Consider the following 14,899-nt stretch of genomic DNA (forward strand, 5'->3'; position numbering starts at 1 on the left):
GCTGCCGGGCTCAGCCGGCCCGGCCGGCCCCCGCGCGCGCCGTCCTCTGCTGACCCCTCGACGCGGGCAGATCCAGCCAGTCGGTGGGCGGCAGGCCGTACAGCATGTCGAAGAATTCCAGCTGCAGCCGCGCGGCGTTGTACGAGCCGCTGTTCCAGAGCATCACGATCCCGCTCTGCTCGGCCGGATCGAACAGCACCAGCGCGCCATAACCCTCCACTGCGCCGCGATGGCCGACCAGCGCATGGCCGGCATAATTGAAGCTGCGCCAGCCAAGGCCGTAGGAGGCCTGGGTCAGGGCGCGCTCCATGCCCGACCGGCGTCCGGCCGGCGGGGTGGAAACCCGTGGCATGTGCATCGTCTGCAGCATCTCGGCCGAGAGGACGTCTGGCGCCTTCCCCATCTGCGCCAGCATCCAGCGGGCAAGATCACTGACGGAGGAATTGACGCCGCCCGCGGCGGGCACGCGGTAATAGGCGTCCTTGACCGTTACCGGCGTGCGTCCGCGATGCGGCCGGGCCCAGCTGGGTGCGGATTGCAGGCCGAGCCGCCCGACGCTGGCGCTGGTCATGCCGAGCGGCGCGAAGAGCCGGGCGTGGGCGACATCACCATAAGGCTGGCCGGCGGCATGTTCGACGATCTCCGCCGCGGTATCATAGGCGATGTTCTGATAGGCGTAGCAGCTGGCCGGCGGGCAGAGCAGCGGCAGCGTGCCCAATTGTGCGCGCAGCGCGCGGGGATCGGCGCCCTGTTCGAGCCGGTCGTCCCATGCGTTGCGCACAATGCCGACGCGGTGCGAAAGCACGTCGGCGACGGTCACGTTGCGGCCCGCGGGCGATAGCTTCAGGCTGGTGTTCAGCCCCTCGACCGGCGCCTCCAGCGACACGCGGCCTTCCTTGGCGAGCTTGGTCACCAGGGCGGAGGCCACGCCCTTCGATACCGAGGCCCAGCGGAATACCGTATCGGGGGTCACCGGGTCGCCCGAACCGGCGAGTGTCTCACCATAGCCGCGCAGGAAGCGCACCTTGCCGCGTTCGACCGCAGCGACGGCGAGGCCGACAAAATCCTTTTCCTGCATCAACAGCGCGATGCGCGAATCCAGCCGGCGATAATCGACACGGCCCGGTTCGGTCACGCCCTTGGTCGAGAGGAGATCGGGCACCGCCGGCTTGATCTCCTGCGTCGCCTGCACGACCACCGCGGACGAGCTTCTGAGGCTCATCATCACGACCGCGATCGCGGTGATGATCAGCAGCAGGGCCACCCCCAAGATGCGACGCCGCGTCCATGCCAGCTGCGGCGTGCGAAAGGGTTGAAGCATCGGGTTTCCGGCAAGTGGCAGAGGTCAGCGGGCTTATGCCGCGTCGCCCCGGTGGCGGCAACGTGCCCCGGTCAAAATCCTGGCGCGTTTTTCCGGGTAGTGACTGCCCCTTTCCAACCGTCAACCGGCACGCTAGCCACTCTCCCAAACAACCGTTCGCTATGTGAACAACAAAAGGGGGAGTATCATGATTACCTTGGCCATGGCGCTGGCGATCGGCGCCACGTCACCTGCCATCGCGCAAAGCCCCGCGGACCGGGCGATGCCCGCGATCCTGCCGCTGGAGCGGCGTGCGGAAACGGAGGATCGCTGGTTGAAGCAGCGGCTCGACACGCTGCTGCCGACGCTGATGCGCCGCGACAAGGTGCAGATGTGGGTGCTGGTCGCGGGCGAATATAACGAAGATCCGGTGATGGCGACGATGCTGCCCGCCACCTGGCTTCATGCCCGCCGTCGTACGATCCTCGTCTTCTTCGATCCGGGCGAGGGCAAGCCGATCGAAAAGCTGGCGCTTGCGCGCTACCCGGTCGGCGATTTCCAGCCCTCCTGGAACCCCGACGAACAGCCCGACCAATGGGCCGAACTCGCGAAGATCATCGGCCAGCGCAATCCCGCGACGATCGCGCTCAATCGTTCGGAGGGCTTCCCGCTCGCCGACGGGCTCAGCTCCACCCATTATGAGGCGATCGTACGTGCGCTCGGGCCCGACATGTCGAAGCGCCTCGTTTCGCACGAACGGCTCGCGCTAGGCTGGCTGGAGACGCGCATCCCGGAGGAAATGGCCGCCTATCCGACGATCTCGCGCATCTCGCATGCGATCATCGAGGAGGGCTTTTCCGATCGCGTCATCACGCCGGGGGTCACCACCTCCGATGACGTCGTCTGGTTCTTCCGCAACCGCATCAACGCGCTTGGCCTCGACACGTGGTTCCAGCCAAGCGTCGCCATCCAGCGCGCCGATGGCGGCAAGTTCAGCGTGCAGGAGATGGGCCATCGCGGTGACACGATCATCATGCCGGGCGACATGCTGCACGTCGATTTCGGCATCACCTACCTTGGCCTTAATACCGACATCCAGCGGCTCGCCTATGTGCTGAAGCCCGGCGAGACGCAGGCGCCCAAGGGGCTGCGCGACGGCATGGCGGCGATGAACCGCGTGCGCGCCGCAACGATCGCGGCGCTGAAGCCGGGCCGCACCGGCAACGAAGTGCTCGCCGCGGCGCGCCGGCAGGTGGAGGCGGAGAAGATCGACGGCACGATCTACTCACACCCGATCGGCCATCACGGCCATGGCGCAGGGACGTGGATCGGCGCGTGGGAAAGCCAGAAGCCGGCGCCCGGCCGCGGTGATTATCGCATCGACCCGAACACCGCCTGGTCGATCGAACTGAACGCACAGGCCAATGTGCCCGAATGGGGCGGGCAGAAGGTGCGTTTCATGCACGAGGAGAACGGCTTCCTCGCCGCGGATGGTACCTTCCGCTTCCTCGATGGCGGGCAGGAGGAATTCCTGCTGATCCCGCGCCCGTAGAAAATCGGGCTCATCCCGTAAAATCGGGATGAGCCCAGTCATGGGACAACGCAGACCGGCCGGCGCGACACACGCCGGCCGCAAAGGGAATCTAGCGTGCCCCGATTAGGTGAAACTTGGTCTGGCGGCCGTCGATGTAGCGAACGGTCTTGCCGTCGAAGAAGGCGTCTTCCTCGCTCTTGAAATCGACCATCTGGTTATCCCACTCGGGCACGGCCTTGGTCGCCATCAATTCGATCGACCAGGCGATGTTCGGCCGCAGCTTATATTCGCCGGTCGGGACGAACTTCTGTTCTTCCGACAGGCCGATCGAGCTGCCCGCGCCATGGCCGTGATAGCCGATCGGGTGCGAATAGATCGTCGGCTTCAGCCCGGCCGCGATCGCCTTGGCGCGCGCACGGTTGAGCACCTCGTTGCCGGTCGCGCCGACGCGGAACTCGCTGGTCACCGCATCCTGCACCAGATTATTGTCGCGCAGGCCGGCCTTCAGCCCGGCAGGCGCATCGGTCTCGCCGTCACGCAGCACATAGGCGACGTGCTGCGTATCGGTGCTGAAATTGAGGTAATGGATGCCGAAGTCGACGCGCAGCATGTCGCCCTTCTGGATGACGCTCGCCTTTTCCCGCAGCACGCCCGGCACGCCCTTGCGGGTGACCTCCACCGACGGGTGGAACCAGGATGCAAGGCCGAGGTCGGCGACACGCTGGCGATACCACCAGACGAGATCCTCGTTGGTCGTCACACCGGGCTTAACCACCGCCGGCGAGAAGCCTTCGCCGATGATCGCATGGGCGACGCGCACGATCTCGGGATAGACCTTCATCTCCTCCGGCGTGCGCGTTTCCAGCCAGCCGATCGCCAGCGGATAGCCCGAGACGATGCGGCCCTGCTGCTCGGGCGTCAGCGCCTTCATCAGATCGGTATACTGGCTGTGGGTCAGGCCATCGCCGAATGCGGTCAGCGAGGAGATGTTGAGCGCGATCTTCTTCGGGTTACGTTCGGCGATCAGCTCGCGCACGCGGGCGAACTGGTCGGGCTGCTTCTCCATGTCCCAGACGGGCGTGTAGAGATCGCCCATGCCGTGCTTGCTGACGACCAGCCGCTCGATCGGCTTGCCCGCGCCCGGATCGAAGAAAATGATGATCGTCCGCCGGCGCGCGCGCAGGTTCGTCGCGTTCAGCATCGTGGAGACCACCGGGTCTTCGAGATATTCGCGCGCGATCAGCACCCACATGTCGATGCCGTTTTCACGCATCAGCTGCGGCAGCACGGTTTCGAAGCGACGCTCCAGCCACGCGTCACGCAGCTGCGCCTGATCGCGCAGGCTCATGATCTTCGGCAGCGCCGGCGACATCGACTGTTCTTCCTGCGCCATCGCCGCGGGCGCGAGCGCCACCATGGCGAACGCCGCAGCGCCGCCCAATAGGCTCTTCAAACGTGGCATTTCAGCCCCCTCCCTTATTATCCGAACGGCTTGTCGAGCGACGAGGGCGGCTGCGTGAAGAAACGCGGCCCCTGCTCGGTCATGAAGAAGCAATCCTCGATGCGGATGCCGAACTTGCCCGGCAGATAGAGGCCCGGCTCGTTCGAGAAGCACATGCCCGGCGCCAGCGGCGTCGTTTCGCCATGCACCAGGTTCACCGGCTCGTGCACATCAAGCCCGATGCCGTGCCCGGTACGATGCGACAGGCCCGGCAGCGCGTAGCGCGGGCCGTAGCCCAGCTTTTCATAATAGGCCCGCACCGCATCATCGACGCTGCCGGCCGGCGCGCCGACCTTGGCGGCGTCCATCGCGACATTCATGCCCTGACGCATATGGCCGAACACGCGGCGCTGCTCCGCCGTCGGCTCACCGAAGACGAAGGTGCGCGAGATGTCGGAGACATAGCCGTGCGTGCTGCAGGTGCAGTCCATCAGCACCACGGTGCCCTCGGTCAGCTTCAGCCGCTCCTTCGACCCGTGCGGCAGCGCGCTGCCCGGGCCGACCTGCGCGCTGCTCGACGCGCGCTGGCCGCCGAAACGCTTCAGCTCGCGCTCCATGATGGCGTTGATGTCATTGCCGGTCATTCCCGCCTGCACCTGGCCGTGCGTGGCGCGATAGGCGGCGATCATGATGTCGTTGGCGCGCTGCAGCAGCGCGATTTCGGTCGGGCTCTTGATCATGCGCAGCGCGTTGACGACACCGGCGCCCGACACGGTTTTCAGCCCCGGCAGCAGGCGGCGCACGCCATCGACGATGAAGAAGCGCACCGTCTCCTCCACCGCGAGCGTGCCGGCGCCGAGCTTCTTTTCCTTCAGCCAGCCGGCGATCAGCGCGAAGGGGCTTTCGTCCTCCTGCCACACTCGCACTTCGCCCGGCACGTCGAGCATTTCGCGGATCGAGGGTTCCTCGAAGAAGGGCGTGACGATCAGCACCGGGCCGTCCGCCGGGATCACGGCCGCGGTGGTACGTTCGCTGCGCCACCAGTCGATTCCGGTGAAATAAACGAGGCTCGATCCGGCCTCGACCAGCAGCGCGCCGATATTCCGGTGGCGCAATTCGGCCTGCATCCGGGCAAGCCTGGCCTCGCGCTCGGCGCGGCTGATCGGTGCGATCGGCGGGAAGGATGGCGTGGGGGCAGCCTGCCCGGCGAACACCGCCCCGGGCAGCGCGGCGAGCGCACTGCCCGCCGCCGCGCCGCGCAGCACATCGCGCCGCGCGAGCCCGCCGATCACTTGCGGCCCCCGAGGTCGCGCAAGAGGAAGTCCCAATAGTCGAGCTGCTTCAGATAGGCCGCGATCGGCACGCGTTCGTCGGTGCCGTGCGCGCGGCTGTCGTCCGCGCCGAGCGCCAGTGCGCCGGCGCCATAGGTCGGGATGCCCGCGCTGCGGAACTCGCGCCCGTCAGTGCCGCCCGACGACATGCTCGGCTTCAGCGTCACGCCGGGATAGGTCGCGTCCATCGCCTTTTGCAGCCGCGCGAACAGCGCCGGATTGACCGGCGACACCGGGCTGGCGACGCCTTCACCGACCAGCGAGACGGTCAGCTTGTCATTGCCGATCGCCTGCGCAATCCTCTTCTGCACGTCCTCCACTGACGTGCCCGGGAAGATGCGGCAGTTCACCGTGGCGGTGGCATTCTGCGGCAGCGCATTGGGCGCATTGCCCGCCTGCAACATGGTCGAGACGCAGGTCGTCCACAGAAGGTTCGACTGGTGCGGATATTTCTCCGCCACCGCACGCGCCGCGGCATCGCTCGGGTTCGCCATCAGCGTGGTCAGCGCGGTGCCGAGCTCGCCGCCTTTCTCCTTCGCCATGTCGGCGACCATGATGCGGGTGATCTCGTTGAATTCGACCGGGAAGCGAAGCGCCTCCAGCTTGGTCAGCGCGCGCGCGAGATCATAGATCGCATTGTCGGCGCGCGGCGCGGAACTGTGCCCGCCCGGGTTCTTCGCGGCGATCGCGAAATTGGCGTAGGTCTTCTCCGCCGCCTGGATGTTGAAGCGGTACTTGCCGTCCTCCCCCATCGCGCCCGATCCGGCGTCGGAATTGAGCGCGAACTCGGCACGCGAGACGAGCGGGTGCTTGGTCAGCGCACGCGTCGTCATCATGCCGCTTTCCTCGTCGCCCGAAAAGGCGAGCAGCAAGTCACGCTCCGGCACGAAGCCGGACTTCTTCAGGCGGATGAAGCTTGCGACCAGCGCGGTCACGCCGGCCTTGTTGTCGGTCGATCCGCGACCGTAGATGTATCCGTCCTTCTCGGTCGGCACATAGGGGTCGGTCGACCAGTTTTCCTTCAGCGCGTCGACCACGTCCATATGGCCGAGGAAGGCGATCGGCTTCGCCTTGGCGTTGCGCCCGGCGTAGCGGACGACCAGCCCGGCGGTCTTTTCGCCGTCGATCTCGACCGGCACGGTCATGATCTCGTCGGCGGTGAAGCCGGCCTCACGCAGCCGCCTGGAATAATTCTCGATCAGCGTCGGCACCTGCCCGCGACCCTTGGCGGTCGGGATGGCGATCGCCTCCTCCAGCATCTGGCGTGCCATCGCCCGGTCGGCGTCCGTCACGGGCGCGGCCGACGCCGTCACGGCGGCAGACGAGAGGACAAGCGCCATCGCGGCACCGGCACACCAACGCAATTTCATAACAATTCCCCCACCCACGAAAGATGCCGGAGGCGCTACAGCGCGCCTCCGGCCATTGGCAATGTTCCTTAGAAGCCAACCGACGCGCTGAGGAAGAAATAACGCCCGGTCGCATCGTAGAACTGCGGGTAGGTATTGCCGTTGCCGCCGTCCTCGATCGCCGCGGTGGTGGTGAGCGGCGGATCCTTGTCGAACAGATTGTTCACACCGGCGCGGAAGGTCAGGTCCTTGCGCACCTGGAATGCGGCGGCGAGATCGAAGTAGCTGCGCGAACCCAGTTCGCGGTTCACTTCGGAGAAGCTGCCGGTCAGCGCCGGCTGGCTGCTGGTCTGCGCGATCTTCACCGACGACACATAACGCCACGTCCCCGTCAGGCTGAACCGGTCGGCCGGTGCCCAGGTGGTCATGAACTTGTGGCGCCATTCCGGCCGCGGACGACCGCACAGGCCGGCATAGAGACCGGCGCATTCATACACGTCGGCCTGCGGCGAATTGGGCAGCGGCACCGTCTTGTAGGAGTCGAGATAGGTGCCGACCAGGTTGAAGCTGAGGCGACCGGCGTTGATGCCCAGATCGTTCAGGTTCAGGCGGTAATCGACGACCACGTCGACGCCCTTCGTCTGCAGCGATCCGGTGTTGACGTTGAAGCGGCGGAAGTAGCCGTTCTCGCCCTGCCACAGCGATCCGCTGTCGGGGCTGCGCTGGATCAGGCTGCAGAAATACGGGTCGCCATTCGCCAGGCAGTTGGCGATCGACAGGTTCGGATTGACGCTGCCGACGAGGTTCTCGACCTTGATGTCGAAATAATCGACCGAGATGACGAGGCCGGGCACGAAGCGCGGTTCGAACACCGCGCCCAGCGACAGCGTCTTGGCGGTTTCCGGATCGAGCGCCGGATTGCCACCGATCAGCGAGTTGAACTGGCCGGCCGGATTGTCGACGATGTTGCCATATTGGCCCGCCGTCACGCCGGTACGGGCGCATTGCGCGAAGGTCGCAATCGGCACCGCGCCCGAGCACGGATCGAACGAGCCATTGGCATTCTCGGTCAGTTCGACCTCGAACAATTGCTGGCTGGAGAACAGCTCGATCACGTTGGGCGCACGCACCGCGCGCTGGTACGACCCGCGGAAGCGGAAATCGCGCACCGGCGACCAGTTCAGCCCCAGCTTGTACGTGTCGGTCTTGAAGCCGCTGTCATAATCCGAATAGCGATAGGCGCCTTCGAACGACAGGCTGTGGAAGAACGGCTTCTGTTCGACCAGCGGCACGATCAATTCGCCGAAGAATTCCTTCACCGCGACCGATCCGTTGATCGGCAGTTCGGGGCTGGCGGCCGCCTGGTAGATTTCGTCCGGCTGGTAATCGACCGAGTTCTTGCGATATTCATAGCCGAACGCGACCGCGACGCCACTGTTGGCGAAGGGCGAGGTGAAGCCCCATTCGCCAAGGTCGCCGTCCACCGCTGCGACGATGTTGACGAGGTTGGTGTCGCCGGTGATCGACTTCACCTCGGCGACATAATCCACCGCATCCTGGCTGGCCGCACCACTGAAATAGTTGAGCGGCGAGCAGCGCGCGTCATTGTTGTTCGGGTTGGCATCGGCGTTGATCGCGCAGACGATCTGCCCGGCCGAATTGCGCACCGCGTTGAACGCATTGGCGGTCCGCTGGCGGTTAGCGTCGCCCGAGAAGCGGCTGCGGTAATTCACCTTCGAATAGATGCCGTAGACATCATATTTGAACGGCCCGGCGATGTCGCCGCGCGCGCCCAGCACGATGCGGTAGCTCTGGTGCGTGATGTCGTCCTGGCGGTTGCCGCCCTCGACGTTGCGGCGCGCGACCAGCACGCCGTTCGCCACCGACTGCGGCCCGACATAATTGCCCGCCGCGTCATAGATGCTGCCGGTCGACAGGCCGCGGCTGGTGCACAGGAAGTTCGCCTGCTGCGCGCTGAGGAACGGGTTGTCGCAGTTGATGCCGCTGATGCTGCCCGCGCCCACGGTGATGCCCGCACTGTTGGTGCCCGGCGCGATCTGCGCGACCGAGCGATCCTCCATGAACGACAGTTCGAGATAGGGGACGAAATTGTCGTTCACTTCATAATGCGCGTTGGCGCCGAAGGAGTAACGCTCGTCCGGGCGCTGGTAGTAATTGTACGGCGCGAAATTGTAGGTCTGCGTGCCCGGCACGAACTGACCATCGCGGGTGGCGCGGAACGAGGTCGGCAGGCCGGGGATACGGCCGGCGTTGGTGAAGTTCGCCGGATCGTTGGTCGCCGAGCCGCTGCACGAGAAGGCATTGCCGCCCGGGCCCGTCGCGCCCAGGGCGCAGGCGCTGTAATCATAATCCTTCTGCAGGATCGGATTGACCTTGCGGTAGGTCGCATAGGCGGTGACGTTGCCGCGATCATCATCGATGTTGCCGCCGACGACGGCCGACAATTCGGTGGTGAAGCCGTTCCAGACGCTCTTGTCCGGCTTCAGATACGCGCCCGGCACCGCCTGGTTGTTGCGGTCGAGCAGGTCGCGCAGCCCCTCGTCATTATTGTTGTGCTGGAAACCCGCGATGCTGCCGGAGAAGCGGATGCCGCTGAAATTCTCGAGCAGCTTGAAATTGACGACGCCGGCGATCGCGTCCGAGCCATAGACTGCCGATGCGCCGCCGGTCAGCACCTCGACCGACTGGATCAGCGGGGTGGGCACCTGGTTCAAGTCGGACGGGATGTTCTTGGGCGAACCATAAGGCAGGCGGCGGCCGTTGATCAGCACCAACGTGCGCGACGGGCTGAGGCCGCGAAGGTCGACCTGCGCGGTGCCGGTCGCCTCGTTCGAATTGGCCGCGCCCTGCGCCGCGAACACCTGCGGCAGCTGGTTGACGAGATCCTCGGTACGCACCGTACCGCGCACCGCGAATTCCTCCGACGACACAGTGGTCACCGGGCTGACGCTTTCCAGATTGGGCGAGCGGATGCGCGAGCCGGTGATGACGATTTCGCCATCGTCCATCGGGCCGGCGGCCTCGGCAATGCTGTCCTGCGCCATCGCGGGCGTGGCGACGCCGCCCAGCATGACCGCCGAGCACAGCAGAAATTGACGCAAGTGTGACCTATTCGTCATCATCTGACTCCCTGAATTTTATCGATTTTCGTTGAAGATGGGCGCGCGTCGCCAGCCCCCGCCAGCGACGCGGCCAGTGCCTTACTTGTAGCGCCAGCTCGTCAGGTCAGCGCCCTTGGGTGCCGCCGCCTCGATCCGCTTCAGGATCTTGGGCACGTACATCCAGTTATAGCGCAGCCGTCCGATGGAATTGGGCTGCGTCGGATCGCCGTTCCAGCAATGCTCGTCGCGATCACCATAAAGGATCTCGCCACCATAAGCGGGCTGCGCTTTCTTCAGGAAATCCTCCATCAGATAAACGGCGTTGTTCAGGTAGAAATTGTCCATGTCGCCGACATAGATGTGGATCTTGCCGTGCAGCTTTGGCGCCAGCTTCTGCCAGTCACGCTCCAGGATGTGGCGCATATCGTAATTTTCGCGCCAATAGGCGGCGACGCTAGGATCGATCTCGCCGGTCGCCTTGTTCCAGATCCGCTTGGGATAGCCATCCTCGCCCATCGGCGAATACACTGCTTCCCACACGTCCCACTGACCGCCCGAACGCGTCTTGTCGCCCAGCACCAGCTCCAGCCGGTTCTCGTCCTCGATCGTGTGCGACAGATGGCCGAGGTAATCGCGCTTGCCCGGCTTCGCGACCTTCCCGAACGGGCCGGTCCAGAAATAGGCGTTCTTGTCCTTGTAGATGTCCGTCACCATCGTCTGACGGAAATCGATCGGATCCGGGCAGGCGGCAAAGGCGCCGTTATATTCGTCCGGATAGAAGACCTGCGCCGCCAGCGCTTCCCAGCCGCCGGTCGATCCGCCGTACAGGAAGCGCGCCCAGCCCTGGCCGATCCCGCGGAACTTCTTCTCCAGCGCGGGGATGAAGTCATAGGTGATGGCATCGCCATAGGGGCCGATGTTGGCGGAGTTCACCGCATAGCTGTCATCGTAATAGGGGTTCGAATGGTCGATCTCGACGATCAGCATTCGCGGGAAATCGGGCGAGATCCACTTCTGGTAGAAGTCATACGCTTCCTGCTGCTCCGTCCGGGCGTAGCAGGTTTCGTTCTTGAAGCGCTTGCTGGGCTCGCACTTGATGTCCGCATCAGGCGGCGTGGTGCGGAAACCGCCGAAATCCTCGGGGAAATGCCCGTGGAAGATCGCGAGCGGATATTTCGCCTCGGGGTGCTTGTCGAAATCCTTCGGGACCAGCACGTGGCCGCGCATATAGACGTCGCGACCCCAGAATTTTGACAGGCGCTCGGACTTGAATTTGAAGTGCCGGACGAATTCGGTGTCCTTGGGCTCTTCTACCGGGCCGATCACCTCGGTCAGCGCGACCTTGATCTCACCGGGGCGCTTGGGATCGAAGTTCACCTTCATCGGCTTGCTGATGATGTTGCCCGGCTCCTTGCGCCAGTTCTGCCCCGCACCGCGTGCGGCTGGCAGCTTCACCACCTTGCCGTTGCCCAGCTTGAACGTGTCGTATTTATGGAGGACCGCCTGCACCGTGTAGGTGCCGGCCGGCACATTGGCGAGGCTGCGACCCGGATAGCCGAGCACGTCCTTGCCGACGACGCGGGCCTGGCCGTTGCGGAACCCCTCGACCGGGATGCCGAACACCTGCGCGGCGTCATGGCTGGCATCGACCTGGAAGCGCGGCTCGCTCTTGTCGTCGGCGGCGAGCACCAGGATGACGCGGCCCTCGTAGGGCGCCTCCTTGGCGGCCGGCGCGGAAAGCTCGACGCGAAAATCCTCTGCCTGAAGCGCACACGGTGCCGTTGCCAGCGCTGCCATCGCAGCGCCGACCGCGAATTTCCCTCGCATGTCCAACCCCCCAAAATGCCGCGACGCACTCCCGCTGCGTCGCAACACGGGATTGCCATAGCCATTCGGCTTGTCAACTTTTATTCGCATAGCGAACTAAGGTTTACCTAGCAGAACTACAGGTTATACTTTGCTGGCATGGATGATCCGGCGTGCGGCTGTCACGTCGGGGTGGTTTCAGCTGCAACTTGTTGTGCGGAGCGGCTTGCCGCGGCGGGCCGAAGGAAACGCTGCCCAGTGCAGCATAGTAAGATGCGCCAACTCTATTGTTTACATGGCCTTAGATGATGGCCGTGGACTTTTGCCAGCCCCGCCGAACAGCCGGTCAGCACTCTTCGTAGACCAGTAGATCGGGACAGATCCAGTGCTGCTGCCCCGCCATTTGCGATAGCCGCGACCACGGATGCCACGGCATCGAGCCTCTTCTACGTTCAGATGGTCGCACTGCGAACATCGCGGCGCGCGGTACGGCAAACGAGACGGAGGGCTTCCGATTGGCGGAGTCGGGGCACTTAAGGCGCCCATACGCCTTTTCACCGCTGAGAAAGGAACGGGGAGGCGAGTCGGCGTCGCCTCCCCGTCACGTCATTCCGCGGCTTCGGTCTCCACGAAGCCGGGCCAGTTGCGCATGTAGCTGACGAACTGCGGGCTCAGCCCCTCGTCCAGCAGATGCTGGGTGCTGACCGGGATCGGCGGCGAGCGATAATCGGCGTCCTGCGCCACGCGATTGGGGAAATCGTGCCGCAGGATCGCGCCACGGCCGATCACCGCGAAATCGCAACCGGCATCGATCACCCCGGCGGCATCGCGCGCGGTCATCACCTTGCCCGCCGCACCGAGCCGCACGTCACCGCGCGGCAGATCGGTGAAATAGCTCAGCAGCGACCGGCCCTGATGCTCGGCCTCGACCGGCTCCTTGCTCACGTCCCACAGCGACATGTCGAGATAATCCACGTCGCCGCGCTTCAGCACCTCGGCAGCGACGTCGCGCACCTCGGCCATCTTCAGGCCAAACCGCTCCGGCGAGAGGCGCAGGCCCAGCTGGAAATCCGGCCGGCAGGCCGCGCGGATGCCGTCGATGATCTCGAAGATCAGCCGCGCCCGGTTTTCCAGGCTGCCGCCGTAGCGATCGTCGCGGCGGTTGATCTCCGGCGAGAGATATTGCGCGAGGATATAACCGTGCGCGCCATGCACCTCGACCCCGTCGAAGCCGGCGCGCTCGGCACGCTTCGCGGCGGCGATGAAGTCATCGCGCACCTGCTCGGTCTCGGCGGTGGACAGCCCGCGCGCCCCGGTCTCGGGATCGTCCGAGGGGCAGACCGGCGTGCCGACCAGTTCCTTGGGCGAGCGATTGCCGGCATGGTGAAGCTGGACCGACGATACCGATCCTTCGGCCCGGATCGCGTCCGCCAACCGGGTCAGCCCCTCCAAATGATCGTCGCTGAAGACGCCGAGCTGCCCTTCGAAGCCCTGCCCGCCCTTTGCCACATGCGCGGCGGCGGTCATGGTCAGCGCGAAGCCGCCGGTCGCGCGCATCGTCAGCCAGCGCGCTTCCTCCTCGGACAGCCGGCCGTCGGCGTGGCTCTGCTGGTTGGTCAGCGGTGCGAGCATGAAGCGGTTCTTCCACGCCGGTCCGCGCGTCAGGGTCATTGGTTGAAGCAGCGTTTCGACAGGCACAAAGGTCTCCTTGAAAGGTGATCGTGGCGGGCGGGCGGCGCGAGCAGAGAGCGCCCGCGCCGCGCGACCGGTTGCGCACAAGGTAATGGCGCTGACGGAGCGAACAACCCGTTGGCCAATGATCGATTGACGGGCGATCAGTGTTGGTGCCGATTGTCCATGCCGCGCGTTGACGGCGCGAAGAGGACCGGGTTTTCGTGCATGCGACCATCCAGGCGATCGGGACCGCCGTGCCCGATCAGGATATTCACGCCGCCTTTGTCGACTGGGCGCGCCAGCGGCTGCCCGAGCGGGAGGCGCGACTGTTCGATCGCATGTCGGCGCGCTCCGGCATTGCGCATCGCTGGTCGGTGCTGCCGCTAGCCCCTGGCTCCCCGGTGGCCGAAGGCGGCTTCTACGCGGCCGAGCCGCACCCCGGCACGGCCGCGCGCATGACGCTATATGCCCAGGCGGCGCCTGCGCTGGCATTGCGGGCGATCGAGCAGCTCGCGCAGCAGCAGCCGCTGGACGGAATCACTCATCTGGTGGTCGCCAGCTGCACCGGCTTCGTCGCGCCGGGGATCGACCAGATCATCGCCGCGCGGCTGGGGCTGTCGCCATCGGTCGAGCGGCTCCTGGTCGGCTTCATGGGCTGTTATGCCGCGGTGGTCGCGCTGCGATCCGCGCGGCACATCGTGCGATCCGATCCGGACGCCCGCGTGCTGGTCGTGACGGTGGAATTGTCGACTCTCCACCTCCAGGCGTCGAACGCGCTGGAGCCGCTGCTGGCGATGCTCCAGTTCGGCGACGGCGCTGCCGCGGCGCTCGTCTCGGCCGAGCCCGGCGGGTTCACGATCGAGGCACCCTTCGCCACCACGCTGCCCGGCGCGGCGGAGCTGATCCGCTGGAACATCACCGACCAGGGCTTTGCCATGCATCTGTCGGGCGAGGTGCCCGGCCGCATTGCCACGGCATTGGCGGAGCCGGCGCTGCGCGCGACGATCACTGGCGCGCGGCCGGTCGATCGCTGGGCGGTTCACGCCGGCGGCCGCTCGATCCTCGACGCGGTGGAACATTCGCTGGGGCTGGCCGAGGACGCGCTGGCGCCATCGCGCAACGTGCTTGCGGAGGCAGGCAACATGTCATCGGCGACACTGATGTTCGTGCTCGCGCGGCTGCTTCAGGGTGAGCCGGTCGATCACGGCGTCGCCATGGCGTTCGGGCCTGGCCTTGCCGCCGAGGGCTTCCACTTCCGAAGCGCGGCATGACCGACGCTCGCACGCTCCTGGGGAGCCCGCCCGCGCCGGGTCGTGCCTGGCTTGGCGGATCGCTGGCGCAG

Annotated in this window: 9 protein-coding genes; 2 read left to right on the forward strand and 7 right to left on the reverse strand. The window is 65.6% G+C overall.

Features of this window, described 5'->3' with window-relative positions; all coding sequences use genetic code 11:
- Window positions 1–10: 10 nt before the first annotated feature.
- On the reverse strand, window positions 11–1,321 hold the full coding sequence (locus tag CA236_RS10885; RefSeq protein WP_046408254.1) for a serine hydrolase domain-containing protein: 1,311 nt from the start codon (window positions 1,319–1,321) through the stop codon (window positions 11–13).
- A 187-nt stretch (window positions 1,322–1,508) separates the two neighbouring features.
- Between CA236_RS10885 and CA236_RS10890 the strand changes: the two genes are divergently transcribed.
- Complete coding sequence (locus CA236_RS10890) at window positions 1,509–2,852, forward strand: M24 family metallopeptidase (RefSeq protein WP_206430548.1); 1,344 nt, start codon at window positions 1,509–1,511, stop codon at window positions 2,850–2,852.
- Between the two features lie 91 nt (window positions 2,853–2,943).
- Here CA236_RS10890 and CA236_RS10895 read toward each other — a convergent pair whose 3' ends face one another.
- The 6 genes from CA236_RS10895 to CA236_RS10920 all read right to left on the reverse strand — a co-directional run bounded on the left by CA236_RS10895 (window position 2,944) and on the right by CA236_RS10920 (window position 13,581).
- A complete protein-coding gene (locus CA236_RS10895; protein WP_231621877.1) occupies window positions 2,944–4,296 on the reverse strand; it encodes a M24 family metallopeptidase in 1,353 nt (450 codons plus the stop codon).
- 17 nt (window positions 4,297–4,313) lie between these two features.
- The gene (locus tag CA236_RS10900) at window positions 4,314–5,567 is read right to left on the reverse strand and encodes a Xaa-Pro peptidase family protein (RefSeq protein WP_346962769.1); all 1,254 of its coding nucleotides are present in this window, start codon (window positions 5,565–5,567) and stop codon (window positions 4,314–4,316) included.
- Window positions 5,564–6,976, reverse strand: coding sequence for a M20/M25/M40 family metallo-hydrolase (locus tag CA236_RS10905; RefSeq protein WP_125945608.1), 1,413 nt, complete (start codon window positions 6,974–6,976; stop codon window positions 5,564–5,566). The genes CA236_RS10900 and CA236_RS10905 overlap by 4 nt, the downstream gene beginning before the upstream one ends.
- Window positions 6,977–7,044: 68 nt before the next feature.
- Window positions 7,045–10,077, reverse strand: coding sequence for a TonB-dependent receptor (locus CA236_RS10910; RefSeq protein ID WP_052742466.1), 3,033 nt, complete (start codon window positions 10,075–10,077; stop codon window positions 7,045–7,047).
- A 99-nt stretch (window positions 10,078–10,176) separates the two neighbouring features.
- Entirely contained in the window at window positions 10,177–11,904 is a 1,728-nt protein-coding gene (locus CA236_RS10915; protein ID WP_206430549.1) for a hypothetical protein, read from the reverse strand.
- Between the two features lie 585 nt (window positions 11,905–12,489).
- Entirely contained in the window at window positions 12,490–13,581 is a 1,092-nt protein-coding gene (locus tag CA236_RS10920; RefSeq protein WP_241212612.1) for an NADH:flavin oxidoreductase, read from the reverse strand.
- Window positions 13,582–13,778: 197 nt separating this feature from the next.
- On the opposite strand from CA236_RS10920, the gene CA236_RS10925 reads away from it, so the two are divergent.
- Complete coding sequence (locus tag CA236_RS10925; protein WP_125945611.1) at window positions 13,779–14,828, forward strand: type III polyketide synthase; 1,050 nt, start codon at window positions 13,779–13,781, stop codon at window positions 14,826–14,828.
- The last annotated feature ends 71 nt before the right edge of the window (window positions 14,829–14,899 follow it).

This window comes from Sphingomonas sp. ABOLG (genome assembly GCF_003950435.1).
GTDB lineage: Bacteria > Pseudomonadota > Alphaproteobacteria > Sphingomonadales > Sphingomonadaceae > Sphingomonas > Sphingomonas panaciterrae.